This is a genomic window from Geobacter benzoatilyticus (genome assembly GCF_017338855.1).
Taxonomy (GTDB): domain Bacteria; phylum Desulfobacterota; class Desulfuromonadia; order Geobacterales; family Geobacteraceae; genus Geobacter; species Geobacter benzoatilyticus.
In genome coordinates this window covers 54,930-75,521 of sequence record NZ_CP071382.1, presented here as the reverse complement: position 1 = coordinate 75,521, position 20,592 = coordinate 54,930, and the positions used below count along the sequence as shown (strand labels likewise).

Below are 20,592 nucleotides of genomic sequence, written 5' to 3'. Positions count from 1 at the left end.
ATGGCCCTTCCGCGCTCATCACTATCCCAGGTCTGTCGGGCCATCGCCGACTTCGTCAGCGTGGGGCTCGACGCCAGCGCCAATTCGATCCAGGTGATGATCGGCTCCCCGGCCAGCGCCGCGCCGGCAACCACCGACACGTCCCACCGGGTGAACCTCTTCTTCTACCGGGTGGAGCCGGCCGGATTCTTTACGGGGGACACCCCCGGCGATCCGTGGTGGGTGCGGCTCCATTGTCTCGTCACCGGCTTCGGTCTCGACGAGGATAAGGTGAGTGCCGGTGAGAACGACCTCCGCCTCCTGGGGGAGGTGTTGCGGCTCTTCCACGAAGCGCCGGTGCAGTCGGCCCTCACGGTGGATGACGAAACGTTCCGGCTCCAGGTGCTCTTTCATCCCCTGGGAGCCGACGAGCTGAATCACATCTGGTCGACCCAGGGGGACGTGAGCTACCGCCCCTCCGTCGCCTACGAGATGGCCCTGGCGCCGGTGCTCCCCTCGGAGCGCCGCCACGAAAGCCCCCTGGTGGGAAGGATCGGTTCCGAAATCCGGTCCGTGCCCGCCGCCCGCACCGCTCCCTTTGCCGGGGCTGCCGCCGCGCCGCCGGTACCCCGCACGATGGTGGACACTTCGAGCCCCGACTGGGCCCCGGTCATCAGTTTCGTGCTCGATGACGGGACGTGCGCCCGGAGTCTCCTCTTCGCCCATGGGAGCCAGGAGCTGGAGGATTTCGCCCCCCACGTCTGGGTGGCCGGAGAGCCGGATGCTCCGGTTACCCTCGTCTGGCAGCGGTGGACGAGCAGCGGCGGCTGGGAGAATGTGGCCGACACGACAGATACTACGGCCACGGACTTTGTGCTCGATCCCGACGCTGCCGCCGACGCGGAGACAGTTGAGGTGGCTCTTCCCGAAGAGCTGGTTGCCGACGGGGGGCAGGCGGTCCTCTACGCACAGCGGAGCTTTGTACGGGGATCGGACGGGGTGACAATAACGGTGCGGAGCAATCCCCTGCTTGTCACCGTCCACGGAGGGGCGTGATGGAAGCCGCCGCCCGGACCATGGAAGAGGATACCTTTGCCCCGGAGTGGGAGCGGATCGGCCTCCTGGCCCATATCCTGGCCGGGTCGCGCCAGGGGCGGGAGGCATCCACGGGTGAGCTGGAGCGGCTCCGAACCCTCCAGCAGCAGGTAGAGGCGTCCCGACGGCAGGAGGGGGGCTGGCATGCCGTGGCGCCGGCGGGGCTCTCTCCCATCGAGTTCGATGTCCTTGCCTGCGTAGTGGCCCCCGAGGCGGAACCCCGGTTGGGGTGGCTCTTTCAGACCCTTCAGCCCGGAGCGCCGACCCCCTATCCGACGCCGGCGCTCCTCCAGGAGCTTCTGTCCATGGCTCCGGAGGAAACGCCGCTCCTCTACGGCGCCCTCACCGAGTCATCCCCCTTGCGGATCAGCGGACTCATCGAGGTGGAGGGGGGTGATCCGTTCCAGCCGGTGAAACCGGTACCCGGCGTAACGGCGCGGCTCCTGGGGCGTCCGGCCGTCACCGGCGATCTCCCCGGGGCGGTGCTGGTGAAAACCCCGGCCCGGTGGGACGATCTGGTGCTTCCCCCGGACCGGGTTGCCATGCTCCGGGAGTTTCTCCTCTGGATCACCCACAAGGCCACGGTGGTGGGGGAGTGGGGGGGTGGCGACTGCGGCGGGCCCGTGGGGCTCTTCGCCGGGCCGTCGGGGACGGGCAAGACCTTTGCCGCCGCGGTTCTGGCCGCGGAGTTGGGATGGCCCCTCTACCGGGTGGACTTGGGGCGGTTGGTGAGCAAGTACATCGGCGAGACGGAAAAGAACCTGAACCGCCTCTTTGACGCGGCCCACGGCCAACCAATGATCCTCCAGTTCGACGAGGCCGACAGCCTCTTCAGCAAGCGGGGCGAGGTGCGGGAGGCCCGGGACCGCTACGCCAATATGGAGGTGAGCCACCTCCTGGCCCGCATCGAGTCCCATCAGGGGCCGGTGATCCTCACCACCAACCTCCGCAAGCACCTGGACCCGGCCTTTGCCCGCCGCTTCCAGGTGGTGGTGGACTTTCCCCGCCCCGATGCCGAGGCCCGCACGCGGCTCTGGCAGCGGCTCCTCCCCCCCCGTGCGCCCCGGGAGCCGGGGGTGGACCCCGCCTTCCTCGGCGCCGCCGTGAACCTGACCGGCGGGAGCATCCGCAACGCCGCTCTCCACGCCGCCTACCTGGCCGCAGGCGCCGGCAAGCCCCTCGGCCTCGGCCACGTGGCCCTGGCGGTCTGGCGGGAGCTGGGGAAGGACGGCCGGGAACTCTCCCCCACCGATCTGGGGCCCCTGGCCCCCTTCCTCCCCAAGGAGGTCCCATGCTGACCGTCGACCGCCTGCGCCTTCAGTTGCCACCCGCGTTCCGGGACCGGGCCGGGGAGATCGCCCGTTTGGTGGGGGAGGAGCTGGCATCGGTTTCCGTGGGAGCCGATTTGGAGATCGACCGGCTGGCGGTGCCGCCGATTGAGGTACATCCCCAGGCTACCAACCGGGAGGTGGCCCGGGCAATCGCCCAATCGGTAGGCACAGAGCTGGAGAAAACGTCTTCCCCCCTTTGAGAAAGGGGGGCCAGGGGGGATTTCATGGCGGCAATGAAAGGCAAATCCCCCTAAATCCCCCTTTCTTAAAGGGGGACTTGGTCCATCTGTTTGAAGAGATGAGGTAACGCCACATGCTCAACACCGTCAAGGGGATGCTCATCGAATACGCCCTGTCGCTCCCGCCGCTGGTGCTGGTCTTCGACTTCAACCCCCAGTCCCTGACCCGCTCCCGCACCATCACCCTGCGGACCGGTAGCGCCCCCGGCACCCGGGGGGGATACGACTTCGCCCTCCCCACCGAGACGGCCCGGGTGGCCCAAGGGGTCACGGTGCAGCCCGAGAGCTTCACCATCGAGATACTGCTGGACGCCACCGACCGGATGAACGACGGCGACCCCATTGCCACCGTCGCCGGCATCGAGCCGGAGCTGGACACCCTGCGTTCCATGGTGGAGCCCAAGGCCCAGGGCCCCGGCGGGCTCCAGACCCTGGCGAGCCTCGGCCTCGGCGGCCAGCGGGCGTTCCAGCGGAGCGAATCGGCGTCGGTGCTGCTGCTGGTCTGGGGAACCCACATCCTTCCGGTGTTCCTCACGAGCATCCGCGTCACCGAGGAGGCCCACCTCCCGTCCCTGGTCCCCTACCGGGCCCGGGCCAGCCTCACCATGCAGGTCATCGAGGGGAACAACCCCTTCTACCAGGTGGAGAAGGTGCGGCAGGTGGTGGGTGCCGCCCTCAACACGGGGCGCACCGTGATCGGAGGGATTTTCTGACATGTTCCAGAAGGGGAGCCGCTACGAGAAAACCGAGAAGTTTGCGCCGTCCGCCGACGGGACCATGGTCTTTGCCGGAATTCGCCCCCGGACAATAGGCGCCGCCACCGGGGTCGTGGAACACGTGGTGAAGGCCGGCGACCGCCTGGACCTCCTGGCGCGCCACTACTACAACGACGACCGCCTCTGGTGGCGGATCGTCGACGCCAACCCCGACTTCCTCTATGGCGGCGACATGGTGCTGGAGGAGATGGAGGGGAGGGTGATTCTGATACCGAAGGCGAAGGAATAATAAAGGCTGAATAACACGGAGAGACGGAGAACACAGAGTAGTCTAAATTCAACTATACGGTTTTACTCCGTGCCCTCCGTTTCTCCGTGTTATTGAAAGCATTTTTCGGGTTCAGCCATGATTCTCGATTTTCTGACATCAAAACGCCGCGAGCCGGCCGAGTGCATCATCCGCGTGGGGAGCGCGGGGCTGGAGATTACTGATCTCTACCCGTTTCTCACGGAGGTGACGGTGGATGCCGGCCGGGCCGAGCCGACGGTGGCGACCATCACCTTCGAGAGCCGCCGTGACGAGCAGGGGCGGTGGCTTGTCCAGGATGACGGACGCCTCGCCCCCTGGGAGCCCATCGTCATCGAGGCTGCCTTTGGCTCCTCCACCGAGGAGGTGATGCGGGGGTACATCCGGGAGGTGCGGGCCGAATACCCGGAGGATGCCGGGAGCGCCCGGGTGATCGTGGAGTGCCGGGACGACTCTCTGGCCCTGGACCGGGAGCATGTGCGGGAGGTCTGGGGAGGGGACGCCCCCACGACCGATATGGTGATCGTCCCGACTATCCTCGCCAAGTACGGCCTCGCCCCGGACCCGGCCAACGGCAGCGGCCAGACGGGGCTCGTCATCAATCAGGACGGAACCGATATCGAATTCCTGCGGAACCGGGCCGAGGCCAACGGCTACGATCTCATCTTCCGGGAAGGGATGGCCTACTTCGGCCCAATGCGCCTCGATGCGGAGCCCCAGGCGACCATCATGGTCTACGCCGGGGAGGATACCAGCGCCTACCGTTTCTCGGTCAAAGACGACGGCCACCAGGCCGACCGGGTCGCCTTCGACCGGGCCGAGACCGCCGGGAGCGGCACCGTCTCGGAGACGGTTGACCCGGACCTGCCGCTCCTGGGAAACGATGCGGCCACGGGGGCCGGCAGCGGCCTCCCCGACTTCGCCTGGCGCATGGGCCGCCAGGGGGAGATGAGCGAAGACGAGTGGCGGGCCCGGGCACAGCGCCGGGCCAACGACCTCTCACTCCGGGTGAAGGGGGAGGGGGAGCTGGACGGCTCCCTCTACGGCCATGTGCTCCGGGTGGGGGAGCCGGTGGGGGTGGACGGCGTGGGGGAGCGGTACGGCGGCATCTGGTTTGTGGATACGGTTCGGCACCGGTTCAGCACCGAGGGGTACCGCCAGAGCTTCAACCTTCTGCGCAACGCCTACGGCGACAACCTGGGAAGCGGCGCCGGCGGCGTGCTTGCCGGCGTGTTGGGGGGATAGATGGACGACCTGCTCCTGGAACTGGCGCGGCAGTACCGGAACCGCTACTACGGCAAGTACCGGGGATTTGTCACCGACAACGACGACCCGGAACAGCGGGGGCGGCTCCGCCTCATGGTCCCGTCGGTCCTGGGCGAAACACCCACCGGCTGGGCCCTGCCGAGCCTTCCCTTTGGGGGTCTGGCCGATCAGGGGCTATTTATGGTCCCCGAGGTGGATGCCCAGGTCTGGGTGGAGTTCGAGGCGGGGAACGTGAACCTCCCCATCTGGACCGGCACCTTCTGGCAGGCGAGCGGCGACCCGCCGGCGGAGGCGGCCAAGTCTCCTCCCACGACCCGGGTGCTGAAGACCCCGTCGGGGCACATCCTCCAGTTCGATGACGAGTCGGGGGCCGAGAAGTTCCGCCTGGCCCATCCGGCCGGGACCGATATGACCGTGGACGAAAAGGGGACGGTGATCGTGGCCGATGCCAAGGGGAATACCCTGACCCTGGACTCCGACGCCGGCCAGATAGTGGTGGAGGACAGCAACGGCAACACCATCACCATGTCGTCCAGCGGCACCACCATCGAGGACTCCAACGGCAACAAGGTGGAGATGGCCGCTTCGGGAGTAACCGTCAAGGGGCAGCAGGTGGTGGTTGATGCGCAGACGGTGATGCTGGCGGGGCAGGGGGGGGAGCCGATCATCAAGGGGCAGAGCTTCCTCACCCTCTTCGCTACCCATGTCCATCCGAGCGCCATGGGGCCCACCGGGCCACCGATTCCCCAAGGGGAGATGAGTACGCTGTCAATGAAGGTGATGACGTCGTAGTGTTAAGTCCCCCTTTAAGAAAGGGGGATTTAGGGGGATTTGCCGTTGATTGCCGTCATGAAATCCCCCCTGGCCCCCCTTTCGTAAAGGGGGGTACCAACGAAATAACGAGGAAACCATGAATCGCCTCACCGATCCTCCTTATATGGCCTTTCCGCTCCGCATCGGCGATCACGGGGCCGCCACTGCCGACCGCCGGTCCCACGTGCGGCAGCAGATCGAGCAGGTCCTCTTCACCAACCCGGGGGAGCGGGTATTTCGCCCCGACTTCGGGGCCGGGCTCAAGCAGCTGGTCTTCGAGCCCAACTCTTCGGTCCTGTGGGAGATTACCCGCAAGCGGATTGCCTCGTCCCTGGCTGAGGCCCTCCGGGGAGAGGTGGACCCCAAGAGTCTGGAAGTGGATGTGCGAGGAGAGGGGGAGAAGCTCCTGATAACCGTTTCCTACGCCCTGGCCGCCATCGGCCACGGCGAGCGGCACGAATTCCTGGTGTGAGGCTGTGTTGCCCACACCTATCGACTGACCGGAAACCATCGCTTTGCACCCTCCCCCCGCCCCTCCCATCAAAGGGAGGGGGGCCTTTAATCCCCTCTCCCCTGGTGGGAGAGGGTTAGGGAGAGGGGGGAAGACGCCGAGAGCAAGAACGGACAACATGGATGTGAGACCATGGCCGAGAACCCGAAAAGCATACTGACCTTCGAAGGACGCTGCCCCGACTGCGCCGAGCGCCGGGTGGAGCTCCCCGCGCCCCTTCCCGACCCCGGCGACGATTTCGACTGGCTCGCCCGGGACTACGACAGCTTCCGCCGCCTCATGCTCGAAGAGCTGGCGGGGCGCTTCCCGGAGCGGACCCGCTGGACTGCCGGCGACCTGGAGGTGGTCCTTGTGGAAGCGCTGGCAGCGGTCCTGGACCAGCTTTCGGACATGGCCGACCGGGTGGCGACGGAGGCCTACCTGGAGACGGCGCGGCGCCCCGAATCGGTCCGACGGCTTCTCTCTCTCATCGGTTACGATGCCGCTACCGCCGCCGGTCTGGAGGATGACCCTCCCGCAACTCCCGACGGCAAGAGCCGCCATCAGAAGCTGGACGAGCTCTGGCGCAGAAACCCCCATCTCATGGACCCGGCCCGCCTCGAAGGGCCCCGGGCCATCCATACCCAGCGGCGGATGGTGACCGTGGCCGACTATGCCGACCGGCTCACCGATCACCCCCTGGTGCTCCGGGCCAGCGGTTGGAGCGCCTGGACCGGGTCGTGGCCCACGGTCCGGGTGGCCACGGTCCTCTGGAACGACCATCCCTTGGACGAGGAGGGACTCGCCTATCCCGACGACCTGCGGGAGCGTATTGAAGCCTTCCACCAAGAGCAGCGGATATGGGAACCGGTCTGGGAGCCGGAGCCCCCAACCATCCGGACCCTGCTCCGCCCCTACCTGGAGGCCTGGCGCATGGCCGGCCAAGAGGTGGTGCTGGAGGATGCGGTCCCCGTGGGAGTCAAGATGTTCATCTCCATCCGGGTGCGGGAGAACTATTTCCAGTCCGAGGTCCGCAACGCCGTCCTCCAGGCCCTCGGCACCGGGCCCGGTGGCTTCTTCGAGCCGGGGCGGCACGATTTTGGCGAAGACCTTTACGCCAGCGACGTTTTCCAGACCCTCATGTCCCTGGACGGGGTCGAAAACGTCTGCCTCAACCGTTTCAAGCGGTTTGGGGACCAGTACCCGGACCAGACCGACACGGGACGCATCCCGCTCCAGGGGCTGGAAATCGCCGTTTGCGACAATGACCCTCGCCGCCCCGAGCGGGGCTACATCAACCTCACCCTGACCGGAGGGCGCCGAGGATGAGCACCGGAACCGACCTCACCCGCTGGAACCGCGCCGGACTGCGCCGCTTCAGATACGTGGACGGCAATGCCGTCACCTTCCTGGAACTGCTCAGGGAGGAGCTTGCCGAGCGCTTCCCCCACTGGCAGGAGGTGACAAACCTTCCCGCCACCGAAACGGAAAACGAGCGCCAGCAGCGGATACTGGAGCAGTATCATTCCCCGCGCCGGGATTGGGCATGGGAAATCGCCCGGACCCTGGCCCGCTCATCCTCCGTCCTGACCGAGCATCTGGACGCCTACGCAAACGAGGGGTTCCTGGGGACCGCCACCCAGTGGGACACGGTGCGGCGGCTCGTGGAGATGATCGACTACCACCCGGCTCCCCCGGCCTCGGCCTCCACCCGGCTAGTGATCGATGCCAAGGAGGCGGGGACCCTCCCCGAGGGGTTTGCCGTGAAGCATACCCCCGCCGACGGCAGCGCCCCGGTGGTTTTCGAGACCCTGGAGGATATCAAGGTCGATCCGCTCCTGAACGGGCTCCGTCCCGCCGAATACAACCGGAACCAGGAGCGGCTCGGCGGGGATCTCCTCGTGCTGGAAGGGGAGGTGGAGGATCTCAAGACCGGCGAGCCCCTGGTTCTGGAGGACGAGCAGAGCGGCGTTCTCCGGGCCTACCTCATTGCGGGGACGCGGCTTGTGGGGGGGAACACCGAGGTGCGGGTCACCCCCCGGCTCTCCCACCGGCTCCGGAAGGGGTACACCCTGATCCACGCCAAGCCGGCCGAGGGGCTTGCTCCCATGGGCCCCGCCGCCAAAGGCGCAGAGCTGGAGCGGGTTCTGCGCTTCACCGAAGAACCGGAGGGGCTTCTCCCCGGCATGGTGATCCATATCGACGACGGGGCCGAGGAGCTCTACCGCCGGGTCTACTCCGTTGCGGGGAAACGGCTCGTTCTCGATACCGACATGGGCCCCCTGCGGCTTGACACGGCCCGGGCCGGCTATCCGGTTACCATTACGGTGAGCGCCCAGGAAGAGCGCCCCGTGGATAGCCCAAGCTCCGTCATCTACGCGCTGCGGGTGGCCGGTGACTGGTCGCGGCTCGCCGACCGGCGGGTCGTCCAGGAGACCGTCGACGCCACGAAGCAGAAGCACCTCCCCTTCTACAGGGTGACGGCGGCCCGCTACCATCCGGCCGACAGCGACCATCCCCGCAAGGGATACACCATCCTGACCGTTTCGTGGCTGAAGAGCGACCATTCCTTCCCCCTCAGCAACCCCCAGACCCTGCTGGTGCCGCCGGTGGGGGCGGGGCCGTGGCGGACCGACACCTTCCTGGAGAAGCAGGATGGGCACCTCCCGAACTCCATCGTCACCGCCAAGCCCAAGAAGACCACGGCCGGCGACCTGGCGGTGGTGGTCATGGGGCAGCAGGCCGCCTGGGCGCGGCTCGCCTCGGTGAGCGTGGACCTGGACCGGGAGGAGGCGACCCTCACGGCGGCCGATGGCTGGGACGACCGGGGGGGCGGCGACTTCTTCCTGACGGAGACGAAGGTCTACGCCCACTTCAAGGAGGCGCTCCGGACCGTGGCGTGGCAGGAGAACCTCCAGCCCGTGACCGGAAGCCGCATTCCCCTGGCGTCGGTGCCGCCGGCCCTGGAGAAGGGGCGCGTCCTCATGGTGGAACGGACCGACGACGCCACGGCCGCCTTCTTCACCACCGTGGCGAAGGTGGAGGGGACCACCCTCGTCCTGGCCCGGAACCTGCCGACCGGCTTCACCCGCGGAAATACCCTCATCGCCGGCAACGTGGTCCTCTCCGGCCACGGCGAGAGCAAGGGTGAGAAGGTCCTGGGGAGCGGCGACGCCACCCGGGCGAACCAGTCCTTCGTCTTCGCCGAGACGGGAGTATCCTTCGTGGCCGACCCGACCCAGCCAGCAGGCGTCAGGGCTGCCATCGACCTCTCCGTGGCCGGCCGGGTCTGGGAGCAGGTGGGGAGCTTCGCCTCCTCGGGCCCCACCGACCACCACTACACGGTGAGGATGACCGAGGCGGGGCAGCTTCTGATAGCCTTCGGCGACGGGGTGAGGGGCCGCCGCCTCCCCACGGGCGTCAACAACGTGCGGGTTATCTTCCGCTCGGGCACCGGCCTTGCCGGCAACCTTCCGGCCGGAAGCCCCTTCAAGCCCTCAAGGCCTCACCGCCTGGTGGACAAGGTGCGCCAGCCCCTCCCCTCCACCGGCGGCAACGACCGGGAAGGGGTGGAGTCCCTGCGGGAGAATGCCCCGGCAACCCTCCTCACCCTGGAGCGGGCCGTCTCACTGGACGACTTCGCCTGGCTCGCCATGTCCCAGAGCAGCGTCTGGCAGGCCCGGGCCTTCAGCCGCCCCACGGGGCTCGGGCGAAACGACAAGGTAGAGGTGGTGGTGGTCCCGGCCGGGGGCGGGGCCTTGGGGACCCTTGCCGCGACCCTCACTGCATTCCTCGTGGCCCATGCCGTGCCCGAGGTGGAGGTGACAGTCCTCCCCTACGAATCCCGCACCTTCGCCCTGGAGGTGCTCCTGACAGTGGATACCGCTGCCTATAACCCCGACGTGGTGACCGCCGCCGTGAAGAACGCCCTTCAGGACGCCTTCTCCCTCCGGAAGCGGAAGCTGGGGCAGGACCTTTTCCTGAGCGAGATCTACCAGGTGGTCGAGGGGGTGACCGGTGTGGAGCATTCGGTGGCGGTCATCAACGGGGACCGGACCCTGCGGCGGGTGGCTGCCGGCGACCGGGAGGTCCTCACCCTGGGGCAACTGGTGGTCACGGTGGAAGGGGAGGCCGCGGCCGGCCCTTCTCCGGGAGAGGCGGCCGAAGCCGAAACGCCGGCACCCAAGCCGCGGCTGGTGGGGCGCCGGGGAGTGGGAGTCATCCAGGGGGTGGGGGCCCGCTACGGCCAGCTCCTGCGGGGAGCCGGCATCCGAACCGTGAACGACCTGCGGAGCATCGACCCCGGTGATCTCGCCACGGTCGACATCCCGCCGGTCCGGTTGTGGGAGTTCAGGACCAAGGCGGAGATCGTCGTGGGGCTCGCGGCGGACCGCACCCACCTCGCGCCGCTCCTGGAACGCACCGTCCACGATCTGGCCGAAGGCTCCACCGCCGAGCTGGCCCGGCTGACCGGCGAGGCTCCCACGGCCGTGGACGGGCTGAAAGCGAAGCTGCGCCTCCTGCAGATTGCCTTGGATGAAGAGGTCTTCGCCACGGTGACCCTGCGGGAGCTTCTGAGCGAGCTGGATTAATATTAAAACAACAAAAAAATAACATGGAGCAACGGAGCAACGGAGAAAACCCAAGTTTCTGTGTAGTGCGAGAAGAGTCCTGAAAAAGGTTTTTCTCAGATCTTGCTCCGTGTGCTCCGTTGCTCCGTGTTTCAAAGGTCTTAGAGGACTAACAAGGGAAACAACCATGGCCACCGACAAACCGACAACCACTACCGGCACGCAGCTCTACGGCATCCTCCCCGAGGTCTACCGCACTCGCGACAGCCTGGAGTTCGGGGGCGAGGGGGATCTGGCGCGGTTCCTGGACGCCTGCGGCGAGCTCCTGGACCGGATTCGCGCCACCCTGGACCAGCGCCTGGCCGACTCCTTCCCCGACAACCCGCCGTCGGGGCTCTCCTGCCAGCCGTGGCTCATTCCTTACTTTGCGCAGCTCCTCGACGTGCGCCTGGTCTCGCCGGACGAGGAGGGGCGGCGGGATGAGGTGGCCAACGCCGTGGCATGGCGCCAGCGCAAAGGGACCCTCACGGCCATCGAGCAGATCGCCGAGGCGGTGGGGCAGATGGAGGTGGAGATCCAGGAGGGGTGGCGGCGCACCGCCGTCACACCCCGTATCGGCATGCCGCAGCTCCCTGCCGGAGCCCTGGGGGACGACCCCCGCTTCGACGAATTCCGGGAGCATCCCCTCTGGGCGGCCCGGCATCCGGACCTTTCCACGGCGACTGCCGATTTTCGCTTTCCCACCCGGGCCATGGAGGTGGCGGTGCCCACGGGTGAGTTCCCCTCGAACCCGGCCGCGAAGCTCACCACCTTTGCCGGGACCTCCACCTGGTGGCGCCAGGTGAACCCCCATGGCGCCCCCTGTTTTCCCGGGAGCTTCGACGACGTCTCCCGCCGCACCGCGGATCTCCGGACCCCCGACTGGCGGCAGGGGCAGATCCACCCCAAGCGGGTGATCCTCCATGCTCCGCCCCCCCTCGGGTTCTTCGAGCCGGGGCTCTTCCCGGTCCATGCGGGAGACATGCTCCTGGACGAGGAGAAGGAGCACCTGCTGGAGAACCTCATCATCGACGGCACCCTCACGGTGACCGCCGGGACGGTGAAGCTTCGGCGGTGCGCGGTCCGGGCCCTTGAGGTCACCGTTCCGGCCGGGACAATGGAGGAGTCGGTGGTGGATGCCCGGGAGTGCCTCTTCGACAAAATGGCGGTGCCTGGCCTGGCCCGTCTCGAATACTGCACCGTGCTGGGGAACTGCGAGGCCGGCCGCCTCCAGGCCAGCGACTGTCTCTTTGCCGGGATGTTGGAACTGGAGCCCGGCCTGCTCAAAAACCCACACTGCATCCGGTTCTCCCGGGTTCCGCCGGGGACTGCTGCAGCGGCGCTCCTCACCCACCGCAACACCACCGAGCGCCCGGTCTTCTATGCCTTCGAGTTCGACGACGGGGGAGCGGTGGTGCGCCGCACCGCCAAATTCGGTGAGCCTGGGTGCGCCGTCCTCCATCCGGCCACGCCTGAGGCGGTCCGCTTCGGGGCCGAGGACGGCGGCGAGGTGGGGGCCCACCACGGGTGGCGCTACAGCCTCCTCATGGCGGCGGTGCTGGACAAGCTGAAGGAGTTTCTCCCGGTGGGGATGGAGGCGGTCATCGTCCCGGATCTCCGGCTGCACCGGCCGCCGTTTCCGCCGTGCGATACATGAAAAACCATTTGAATAACACGGAGAGAGGGAGATCACGGAGAAAGGCAAAGTCTTTGAACCAATAAATTTTTGTTTCAGCAGTTCTCCGTGTCCTCCGTTTCTCCGTGTTATTTACTATCGACTTTTGCACTCAGGGGTAGCCCATGAAAACTCAGATCTCACGCGACAGTTTCCAGCCGGGAAAACGCTACACCGGCATCCACCAGCAGCAGGGGCGGGTAATCACCGACGCCGACTGGAACGAGCTGGTGGCCATCTGCCGGGAGCAGCTCCTCCAGGCCCTCGCCGATGTGGTGGGCAACGGTACGCCCCGCACCGGCGCCGTTTCCATAACGGCGGATCGGAAGATTCAGCCCGGCGACCTCTACGTGGACGGCATCCGGGCCGAGTTGCCGGGAATCGCGCCGTTTTTGGCCAGCGCCCAGCCCGACCTCCCGGGCTACCCGGCGCTCCCCGCCACGGGGCCGTACATCGTCTATGCCGACGTCTGGGAGCGGGCCGTCACCTCCCTGGAGGACGGGAATCTGCGGGATTCCGCGCTCCACGGGGCCGACACCTGCACCCGCACCCAGACCCTGCTCCAGGTGAAGACCTGCCCCGAGGCGGTGAACCCCGAGACGGGGATCCCCAGGCGGGGGAACGGCACCCTCTCCCTTGCCCTCCACACGAACCTGGAGGCGGGGGACCCCTGCGACCCTTGCGCCGGCCTTATCGCCGCCGGCAAGGGTCGGGTCGGGAGCTACCTCTTCCGGCTGGAGGTCCATGCCGTGGAAGGAACGGCCGCCAATCCCACCCGCCTCATCCTCAAGTGGTCCAGCGAGAACGGGGCCGAGCAGTACGAGGTCCTCTCCGTGGAAAAGATGCCGCCGGGCTTCGTGGCCACCAACTACGTCTATGAGTTCCACAACCCCGCCACCGAGAAGCAGTTGGGGATATTCCTGGGGGCCGGGTTCACGCCGAACCACGGCGCCATCAAGACCACCTACGAGATCCCCGTGGCCCCCCCAAAAGAGCTGGTCCGCCGCTGGGACGGCTTCTGCGAGCTGACTCGCGCGGGCTCCGTCTGGTCCCTGGTGACCGGGGTCGATAAAGGGGTTGCCCTTACCACCGGCGGTTCTCCCACAGCCCCCGGCCACGTTACCCTCGGTTCCAGCATCCAGATCAACCTGGAGGCCCTGCAACTGACCCTCGACCTTGCCGGCAAGACCTTCGTGGCCGGCGACTTCTGGCTGGCGCCGGTCCGGGAGGCGGTGGACGGGCCGGGAAGCACGGTGCTGACCGGCGCCGAGCCCCGGGGAATCGTCCACCACTACCTGCGCCTGGCCCGGATCCTGGCCGACGGCACGGTGGTCCCCTTCGAGAACGACGCCGACAAGCGGCGGCACAGCTTTCCGCCCCTCACCGACCTCCACGCCCATGACGTGGGGTACACGACCACCTGTTCCAGCGGTCTCTTCGACGCCACCCACGACAACGTGGAAAAGGCCCTGAACCGTCTCTGCCAGTTGGCTGCCGAGCATATCGCCTACACCGCCGACTGCACCAAGGGGCTCTACGCCGGATTTGTCGGCACCGTAAAGCAGGCCCTCGACAAGATCTGCGAGATCCAGGCGAATCACATCGGGTTCAGCAAGCCCTGCGACACGAGCATCTACAAGGGGAGCACCATCGCCACGGTGGAGGACGCCCTGAAGCTCCTCTGCAACGTCACGGCGGGGCAAATCGGCTTTGCCAAGCCGTGCGACACGAGCATCTATCAGGGACAGGCCGTTGCCACGGTGGAGGATGCCCTGAAGCTCCTCTGCAACGTCACCGCAGCGCAGATCGCCTACACGCCGGGTGGCGACTGCACCTTCCTGAACCAGCCGGGTATCGATACGGTGCAGGAGGCCCTCGACGTCCTCTGCGCCCGTCCCGCCGGCGGTGGCGGGGGGTGCCGGATTACCGTGGGGAAGGAGGGGGGGCTCTTCGCCACCCTGGAGGAGGCCCTCAAGACCCTTCTGGACAAGGGGACGCGGGACATATGCCTCTGTCTCCTGCCGGGGGACCACGAGTTTCCCGGTCAACTGGTCGCGCCGAAGGATGACGGCGTCACCATCTGCCTGTCGGGGTGCGGCCACGGCACGCGGCTCCACCTGCTGAACGGACCGATCCGCTTCCGGGGCTTCGCGGCGGTCTGTCTCACGGACATGGTGGTCATCACCCGTGACGCGCCAACCGGCGCCCTGATCTTTGACCGTTGCGGCGATGTTTCCCTGAAGGGGGTGGAGGTTCACGGGGTCGTAACAGACGGTTTTCTCGCGGGTTTTAACAATATCCGGGCCATCACCATGCACGGCCTCATGCTGGAGGCGTCCACCCCTGCCAGCCTCGCGGTTCCATCGAAGCTTTTCGATCTCAATCCGACGCTCTTTGACCTCTACCAGGTGCCGGATCTCACCTTCTTCAACAGCAAGGTGTTCCTGGTGGCCCAGGCCGTGGCGGCCCTTCCGGTCGCGGAGCGCCGGACCCTGTCGGCGGCCATCGGCGATCGGGTAAGAGATTTGGGCTCGGCCCTGTCGGCCAGGGAGCGCCAGAGCTATCTGGAGTTGATGCCCCTGCTGCTTCAGTCCAGCATAAGCTCCGTCCAACTGGCCGGGGTGCTCGGGAATATCCGCGTGGAGGCGATCCGCGAGCATCCCGCCGTCGCCCTGGTCGTGGACGATGCCGCTGCCGACATGACCCTCGGGGAGTGCGACATCCTCGGCATCGTCACCCTCTACGGCACCCATCCGGCAGGTCCTTTTCCCGGGGATATGCTGAAAAACCTCGATGCCCTGGTGAAACAGGGGAAGGCGACGTTCGGCGGGGTCGGAACCACCTTCCGGGCCTCGGGGTGCCGAATGACCCGGATCGACGTCAGCACCGCCGTCCGGAAGCGGATTCAGGACATCGTTGCCAGTGGCGGCGGAACGATCCCGTCTCTCTTCTCCTCGGCCCTGGTGAGTGACCTGACGCTCTTGCGGGAGGACAATCAACTGGCATTCCTGAACACTAATCTCTCCTCGTCGGTCTTCGAGGTGGAGGGGGGGCGCGCCGCCGTGGTGATGGGAAGTTCCTCCATCTATGTGGGCAATAGAGGAGAAGGGGAAGCGGTCATCATGAACATCACCCCCCAGGGGCGCTCCCAGCAGGCGGCTAACCTGGGAATTACCATCTCGGGGTAGGGGGCGGCAGGTAATCAAGGAGGGTCCCATGGGTTATGCAACCTTCGCAGACCGGTTCCATGATCAGATGGCCACACACGTCCGTTCCGCCATGCCGAACCGCCTTCCGATCCGCGGAGACCGGCACGTACGCGACGTGCTTCGCGGATCGTGGCAGGATGCACCGACAGGCAGCAAGAAAAAATCCGACGACAACGGCGGCGAGGGGGTGCCCGAGGGGGTGAAGCAGTTCGATCCCAAAACACCCAACGGCGCAGCGTCCGGCGATGCCGTTGACCTGGCCACCGTGGAAAAGCCGGAAAAACCGGAATGGGACAACGGCTTCGACGAGGGGGTGGCCAAGCGGTTCAATGCAAAGCGCCATGTTTCCCTTGCCGATCTGGGGACCAAGCTCGCCCTGGACCCGGTGAAGGAGCGCCGCCGCATTCGGCAGTTGATCGTCGGCGGCCACGGCAACAAGGATATGCTTGCCACCGGTTCCGGCGACGGGCCGGATGTGGGGGACACGCTGAACCTGAAGGAATCCAACAAGAGCACCTGGCTCCCCTATTTCAATCGCGACAAATTCTACGGCAAGGCCGAAATTTGGATTCTGTCCTGCAATGTGGGCAACGGCCCCATCCCGCAGATCATGGCCGACCAGTCGGGCAGCACCGTCTATGCCTATACCCGGACTGCCTATTCCACGGAGCCGAAACCGTGGGAGAGCGAGCGGGGGAAATAGGGAATGGGTGTGTCCCATGCGGTTTTAAGGGAATATGCGCGGGACGGCTGGTGGGAGCGAGTCGTGACCGGAGATGCGGTTGGTGAGGTAGAGCGCTGGCTTGCCATGGTCGAGGCCAAGCCGCTTCAAGCCCCAGGGGCGTCAGGCAAGCCCCTGGCGTGGCTCTGCCTTGCCACTTGCAATGATTACGCCGCGCAACGAATGCGGGTGGAGCGTTCCGTGGGCCTTCTTACGGATGTGCTGCGGGTGCTTGACCGCAGCATCTCGCCCGATGAACTGCGGCGGCTCTTCGGGATATTCGAGCGGCACGGCAGGCCATTTAATGGAACCCTGGAGAATGAGTGATGGGGACGCCTGTTCATAAGACCATGCAACCAGCTCCCTACGGGGCATCCGGACGCCTTTCCGTCCCATCAACGCCGTGTGGCCTCTCAGCCCAGCGTGAACCGGTGAGGCAGATTCTGCGGGGCACTCCCCTGCGGTGCAAGCTTGCGGTGGGGACGCCAGGGGATGTCCATGAGCAGGAGGCCGACCGGGCAGCCGATAACGTTTTACAGATGACCGGCGAGGAGTTGGGGCGCGGACCGGTGGCGAAGGGGGAACTCTTTCGGCCTTTGGGGGAGGGGGGCAGGGAACGCCATCTGGATGAGGATGCCGAGGAAGCCGTACGCTCTTTGCAGGGGGGTGGCATCCCTCTAAAAGAGAGCGATCGGGCGTTTTTCGAGCCTCGCTTCGGCGTGGATTTCAGCCGGGTGCGCCTCCATACGGGAAGTGCCGCCGGGGAGATGGCGGAGAGCCTGCATGCCCGGGCATTCACCGTAGGGGACGATATTGCCTTTGGCGCAGGCCGATACTCCCCCGGGACGGATGAAGGGATGCGGCTCCTGGCCCACGAACTTGCCCATGTGGTGCAGCAGGGGGTGGCTCCGGCCGCAGCCATTCAGCGTGCCCCCGACTTCGACGACCCAACCCGCTTCACCCAGGTTCACCAGTCCCTCTTCGTTTCGTCCCCCAGCGGTGGGACTCTTCGCCCCTGGGTCGATCCCGATCCGGCCAACGGCGTGGCCGGCACCGCCGAGGAGATCAAGACCCAGTTCACCACTGCGCTCCGGGCCCATATTGCGGCCAATCCACTGTCGGTGGGGGGAACGGTTCCCACGCGCACCACCGAGTCCCAGGCCGAGACCACTGCCATTGCCGTGGATCAGGACATTCGCTCCACGTTCTCCCAGATCACCACTCCGCTCCCCGAGGCGCAGATCCGTTCCGCGGTCGGCATCATCCAGCCATCCCAGACATCCGCCACACAATTTCTGAACCAGTGGCTGGAGAACCGCCTGAGCCTCATGACCGACATCGACGAGTACAACATCCGCCCCACCGATTCGCGCTATGGGCAGATGCTGGCCGATATCCTGGCCGACAGTTGGGCGGGCCCCAACGTGCGCACCCTTGCCAGCCGCCAGGCCGCCTTTGTCGAAGGGGGGTCGCGGATTTTCATCCACCGGGGCGCGCCGGCAGACCTGCGGCGGCTCATCCTCATCCACGAGCTGACCCACTTCTATGTCTCCCAGGAATTCAATGACTGGGTCGACGCCACCACCTCGCCGCGCTTTTACACCGAAGGGTTCACCGAGTACCTGGCGCGTATCGTTATGACTCCCTCTGAGGGCGCCGATCGCAATAACTATGCCCCCAACGTCCAGGCCGTCCAGGACAATGTGGCCGCTTTCGTTCCCGACGATGACATCGCCCGGGCCTACTTCCTGGGGGAGGTGTGGCGCCTGGAGGCCACGTCTGCCGTGGCCCGGCAGCTCTTTGAAACCCAGGTGGGGATGCGGGAGGGGGCACCCCGCAGCACCGAAGTGGCCGAATCCCAGAGTTCCCACGGGATCGTGCAGACCGTGGCGGAGGGGAACCGTTACCGGTTCATGAACCTGGCCATAAACCAGACGGCTCCCAAGCCCGAGCATGCGGCCTTTTTCGAGGGGATAAGGCAGCGCCACCTGGAAGGCCACCCCGACGTGCAGATCCGCTTCGTGGGCCATGCCGACGAGACCGGCGGTGCCAGGCATAACCTGGATCTCTCACGGCGCCGGGCCGAGGCCTTCTACCAGATGGCGCGGGATGCGGGAGTTCCCGACAGCCAGTTGCTTGATGCCGCAGCGCCCCAGCACCGGGGCGAGGCGGAGCCCACCGCCGACAACTCCACCATCCATGGCCGCGCACTGAACCGCCGGGTGGAGCTTTTTCTTGTGCGCGCCGCCACGAGCGCTGCACCCCCTTAATTTCTTTGATACCCTATGACTGAGGACACAAAAAAAGAGGTTAGGCAATTGGCCTAACCTCTTATCATTTTTGGCGGGCGGTATACGATTCGAACGTACGACCTCAGGCTTCGGAGGCCTGCGCTCTATCCAGCTGAGCTAACCGCCCATTAAAGATATTCTTTATACACTAAGATGCTTAAATCCTCAAGCAAAAGTTTCCGAGCCGCCAAAATAGATCATAGAGGCGAGACACTGTCATTTTGGGGCCGGTTTTGTTACACTATTCAGAAAAAATGGGTGTGAGGTCCATGACAAGGTTTATTCTTTCTCTTTCTCTTGTGATGATTCTGGCGTGTACCGGGCGAACTGCGTCCGCAGCCAATTATGATATAAAACTTATCGATAACGGCGTGTTTGCCGCCATAGCCCTTCCGGAAGGGAAGGCCGGCAGCAATGCCCTCATAATCATAACCCCGCATCAGGTGATTCTCGCCGGATCCCACTTCATACCGGAAGGGATCAAAGAACTCATTGCCGCCATTGCCGAGATTACCCCGCTGCCTTTGCGTTCCGTCATTCTCACCCATCACCACAAGGGTTTCAATTATGTCGATTTCGATTTTCCTGCCAACGTGGAGATTATAACTTCCTGGCAGACTTGGCAGGCGCTGAAATCCGAAACAAGACCGCTACGCAACTCTGTTACCTTTTTCGAGAAGGGGTTGACGCTTGTCAGAAGTGACACCTCTATCGTACTCGCCAGCGCGGAATTCGGCCACAGCGAGGGGGATGTATTCCTGTTTCTCCCCAACGAGGGGGTTCTCTTTACTTCGGATCTCTTTTACAACGATGTGGTCGGCTATATGGGAGAAGGTCACATGCGGGACTGGATCATTACCCTGGAGACTCTGGAGGCAGTCGGGGCACAATATGTCGTTCCGGGCCTCGGCCAGGTTACCGACCGTTCAGGCATCAGACGTTTCCGGCTTTTTTTCAAGGATTTCCTGACAGAGGTCCTTGGTTATATCGAGGCGGGAAAGACGCTCGACGAGACGAGAAAAGCCTTCAAGCTTCCTGCCCACGAGAAGATGCCGGGGTACAAGGCCTTTCTAGATGTAAACCTGACGCGTGCTTACCGGGATCTGAAGGATGAGTGAATCCGCCGCCGGTTACTTGGCGACGGATCCGTAAAGGGGAACTGTAATTTCAGGTTTTCCCGGAATGTCGGTTGCTACGACGAGAAATCCGCTCAGGAAACGATCCTCTGGACGGGGAGAGACTTTGACGCTGATTTGTAAACGTTCCCCCGGCTTGAGCGCATTTCGGCTGAGGGATACCTTTACCTGGGGCATAGGGGTGGTCACCGAGAGAATCTTGATGGCTCGCGTTCCGTTGTTTTCAAGGGTGACGGAGACCTCCTTGCTGCTACCTATGTGCGTTTGACCGAGATTCAACTGGCGGGGCGTGACCACAAGATCTTCGTTGATGATCCCCTTGATGGTGATGGTGGTCGAGGGTGCTTCCGGGTCGTTGCTTTCGACGGTAATCGTCTTGCTGACTTTGCCGCCGAAGTTTGACGAATCGAAGGTTATTTTCAGCTCGGCGCTCTTGCCCGGGGCGATTGAGTTGGTCGAGATGTGGGCAACGGTACAGCCGCAAGATGTTCTCGTCCTTGTGATGGAAAGAGGGGAATCGCCATTATTAGTGAGCTTGAAGGCGAAATTGAGCTTTTTGCCTTGTGAGATGGTGCCAAAGTTGAGAACCGGCTTGTCCACCGAAAGAATTGGGGTTGCCAGTGCCTGGAGCGTTGCGGCAAGAGTCATGAATATGGCGAGGACAAGGGTGGAAAGCACGGAACGGGTCATCGTTTGCTCCTTGTTTCAATAAAA

The 20,592-nt window shown here is 65.1% G+C and carries 17 protein-coding genes and 1 tRNA gene; 16 read left to right on the top strand and 2 right to left on the bottom strand.

The features are described 5' to 3' along the window. The 15 genes from JZM60_RS00330 (at position 1) to JZM60_RS00260 (ending at position 18,721) form a co-directional block, all read left to right on the top strand. The gene (locus JZM60_RS00330; protein ID WP_207163571.1) at positions 1 to 1,035 is read left to right on the top strand and encodes a Pvc16 family protein; all 1,035 of its coding nucleotides are present in this window, start codon (positions 1 to 3) and stop codon (positions 1,033 to 1,035) included. After that, the gene (locus JZM60_RS00325) at positions 1,035 to 2,372 is read left to right on the top strand and encodes an ATP-binding protein (RefSeq protein WP_207163570.1); all 1,338 of its coding nucleotides are present in this window, start codon (positions 1,035 to 1,037) and stop codon (positions 2,370 to 2,372) included. The genes JZM60_RS00330 and JZM60_RS00325 overlap by 1 nt, the downstream gene beginning before the upstream one ends. Then, on the top strand, positions 2,366 to 2,605 hold the full coding sequence (locus JZM60_RS00320) for a hypothetical protein (RefSeq protein WP_207163569.1): 240 nt from the start codon (positions 2,366 to 2,368) through the stop codon (positions 2,603 to 2,605). Before JZM60_RS00325 ends, JZM60_RS00320 begins: the two co-directional genes overlap by 7 nt. Positions 2,606 to 2,718: 113 nt before the next feature. After that, positions 2,719 to 3,357, top strand: a complete 639-nt coding sequence (locus JZM60_RS00315; protein WP_207163568.1) for a hypothetical protein — start codon at positions 2,719 to 2,721, stop codon at positions 3,355 to 3,357. Between the two features lies 1 nt (position 3,358). Beyond that, positions 3,359 to 3,649: a LysM peptidoglycan-binding domain-containing protein gene (locus tag JZM60_RS00310; protein ID WP_207163567.1), complete on the top strand. Its 291-nt coding sequence runs from the start codon at positions 3,359 to 3,361 to the stop codon at positions 3,647 to 3,649. 117 nt (positions 3,650 to 3,766) lie between these two features. Continuing rightward, the gene (locus JZM60_RS00305) at positions 3,767 to 4,912 is read left to right on the top strand and encodes a phage late control D family protein (RefSeq protein WP_207163566.1); all 1,146 of its coding nucleotides are present in this window, start codon (positions 3,767 to 3,769) and stop codon (positions 4,910 to 4,912) included. Further along, positions 4,913 to 5,725 (top strand): phage baseplate assembly protein V, encoded by an 813-nt coding sequence (locus JZM60_RS00300; RefSeq protein WP_207163565.1) that lies wholly within the window; start codon positions 4,913 to 4,915, stop codon positions 5,723 to 5,725. It abuts the gene before it with no gap. A 118-nt stretch (positions 5,726 to 5,843) separates the two neighbouring features. Then, on the top strand, positions 5,844 to 6,218 hold the full coding sequence (locus JZM60_RS00295) for a GPW/gp25 family protein (RefSeq protein WP_207163564.1): 375 nt from the start codon (positions 5,844 to 5,846) through the stop codon (positions 6,216 to 6,218). Positions 6,219 to 6,389: 171 nt separating this feature from the next. After that, positions 6,390 to 7,565, top strand: a complete 1,176-nt coding sequence (locus JZM60_RS00290; RefSeq protein ID WP_207163563.1) for a baseplate J/gp47 family protein — start codon at positions 6,390 to 6,392, stop codon at positions 7,563 to 7,565. Next, positions 7,562 to 10,828 carry a baseplate J/gp47 family protein gene (locus tag JZM60_RS00285; protein WP_207163562.1) on the top strand — a complete coding sequence of 1,089 codons (3,267 nt, stop codon included), beginning with the start codon at positions 7,562 to 7,564 and terminating at the stop codon, positions 10,826 to 10,828. Before JZM60_RS00290 ends, JZM60_RS00285 begins: the two co-directional genes overlap by 4 nt. Before the next feature lie 166 nt (positions 10,829 to 10,994). Next, the gene (locus JZM60_RS00280) at positions 10,995 to 12,503 is read left to right on the top strand and encodes a phage tail protein (protein WP_207163561.1); all 1,509 of its coding nucleotides are present in this window, start codon (positions 10,995 to 10,997) and stop codon (positions 12,501 to 12,503) included. 143 nt (positions 12,504 to 12,646) lie between these two features. Then, complete coding sequence (locus tag JZM60_RS00275) at positions 12,647 to 15,709, top strand: DUF6519 domain-containing protein (RefSeq protein WP_207163560.1); 3,063 nt, start codon at positions 12,647 to 12,649, stop codon at positions 15,707 to 15,709. A 28-nt stretch (positions 15,710 to 15,737) separates the two neighbouring features. Further along, the gene (locus JZM60_RS00270) at positions 15,738 to 16,433 is read left to right on the top strand and encodes a hypothetical protein (RefSeq protein ID WP_207163559.1); all 696 of its coding nucleotides are present in this window, start codon (positions 15,738 to 15,740) and stop codon (positions 16,431 to 16,433) included. Between the two features lie 3 nt (positions 16,434 to 16,436). Further along, a complete protein-coding gene (locus JZM60_RS00265; RefSeq protein WP_207163558.1) occupies positions 16,437 to 16,778 on the top strand; it encodes a hypothetical protein in 342 nt (113 codons plus the stop codon). Beyond that, the gene (locus JZM60_RS00260) at positions 16,778 to 18,721 is read left to right on the top strand and encodes an eCIS core domain-containing protein (protein WP_207163557.1); all 1,944 of its coding nucleotides are present in this window, start codon (positions 16,778 to 16,780) and stop codon (positions 18,719 to 18,721) included. Before JZM60_RS00265 ends, JZM60_RS00260 begins: the two co-directional genes overlap by 1 nt. Before the next feature lie 71 nt (positions 18,722 to 18,792). On the opposite strand, the gene JZM60_RS00255 is transcribed toward JZM60_RS00260, so the two are convergent. After that, positions 18,793 to 18,869, bottom strand: a tRNA-Arg gene (locus JZM60_RS00255). 142 nt (positions 18,870 to 19,011) lie between these two features. Here JZM60_RS00255 and JZM60_RS00250 point away from each other — a divergent pair. Beyond that, positions 19,012 to 19,860, top strand: coding sequence for an MBL fold metallo-hydrolase (locus tag JZM60_RS00250; RefSeq protein WP_207163556.1), 849 nt, complete (start codon positions 19,012 to 19,014; stop codon positions 19,858 to 19,860). Positions 19,861 to 19,872: 12 nt separating this feature from the next. On the opposite strand, the gene JZM60_RS00245 is transcribed toward JZM60_RS00250, so the two are convergent. Next, positions 19,873 to 20,568 carry a DUF1573 domain-containing protein gene (locus tag JZM60_RS00245; RefSeq protein WP_207163555.1) on the bottom strand — a complete coding sequence of 232 codons (696 nt, stop codon included), beginning with the start codon at positions 20,566 to 20,568 and terminating at the stop codon, positions 19,873 to 19,875. Positions 20,569 to 20,592: the final 24 nt, after the last annotated feature.

Excerpts from the sequence above, each read along its gene's own strand:
- JZM60_RS00330 (WP_207163571.1), top strand. The coding sequence starts at position 1 with ATGGCCCTTCCGCGCTCATCACTATCCCAGGTCTGTCGGGCCATCGCC.
- JZM60_RS00325 (WP_207163570.1), top strand. The coding sequence starts at position 1,035 with ATGGAAGCCGCCGCCCGGACCATGGAAGAGGATACCTTTGCCCCGGAG.
- JZM60_RS00320 (WP_207163569.1), top strand. The coding sequence starts at position 2,366 with ATGCTGACCGTCGACCGCCTGCGCCTTCAGTTGCCACCCGCGTTCCGG.
- JZM60_RS00315 (WP_207163568.1), top strand. The coding sequence starts at position 2,719 with ATGCTCAACACCGTCAAGGGGATGCTCATCGAATACGCCCTGTCGCTC.
- JZM60_RS00310 (WP_207163567.1), top strand. The coding sequence starts at position 3,359 with ATGTTCCAGAAGGGGAGCCGCTACGAGAAAACCGAGAAGTTTGCGCCG.
- JZM60_RS00305 (WP_207163566.1), top strand. The coding sequence starts at position 3,767 with ATGATTCTCGATTTTCTGACATCAAAACGCCGCGAGCCGGCCGAGTGC.
- JZM60_RS00300 (WP_207163565.1), top strand. The coding sequence starts at position 4,913 with ATGGACGACCTGCTCCTGGAACTGGCGCGGCAGTACCGGAACCGCTAC.
- JZM60_RS00295 (WP_207163564.1), top strand. The coding sequence starts at position 5,844 with ATGAATCGCCTCACCGATCCTCCTTATATGGCCTTTCCGCTCCGCATC.
- JZM60_RS00290 (WP_207163563.1), top strand. The coding sequence starts at position 6,390 with ATGGCCGAGAACCCGAAAAGCATACTGACCTTCGAAGGACGCTGCCCC.
- JZM60_RS00285 (WP_207163562.1), top strand. The coding sequence starts at position 7,562 with ATGAGCACCGGAACCGACCTCACCCGCTGGAACCGCGCCGGACTGCGC.
- JZM60_RS00280 (WP_207163561.1), top strand. The coding sequence starts at position 10,995 with ATGGCCACCGACAAACCGACAACCACTACCGGCACGCAGCTCTACGGC.
- JZM60_RS00275 (WP_207163560.1), top strand. The coding sequence starts at position 12,647 with ATGAAAACTCAGATCTCACGCGACAGTTTCCAGCCGGGAAAACGCTAC.
- JZM60_RS00270 (WP_207163559.1), top strand. The coding sequence starts at position 15,738 with ATGGGTTATGCAACCTTCGCAGACCGGTTCCATGATCAGATGGCCACA.
- JZM60_RS00265 (WP_207163558.1), top strand. The coding sequence starts at position 16,437 with ATGGGTGTGTCCCATGCGGTTTTAAGGGAATATGCGCGGGACGGCTGG.
- JZM60_RS00260 (WP_207163557.1), top strand. The coding sequence starts at position 16,778 with ATGGGGACGCCTGTTCATAAGACCATGCAACCAGCTCCCTACGGGGCA.
- JZM60_RS00250 (WP_207163556.1), top strand. The coding sequence starts at position 19,012 with ATGACAAGGTTTATTCTTTCTCTTTCTCTTGTGATGATTCTGGCGTGT.
- JZM60_RS00245 (WP_207163555.1), bottom strand. The coding sequence starts at position 20,568 with ATGACCCGTTCCGTGCTTTCCACCCTTGTCCTCGCCATATTCATGACT.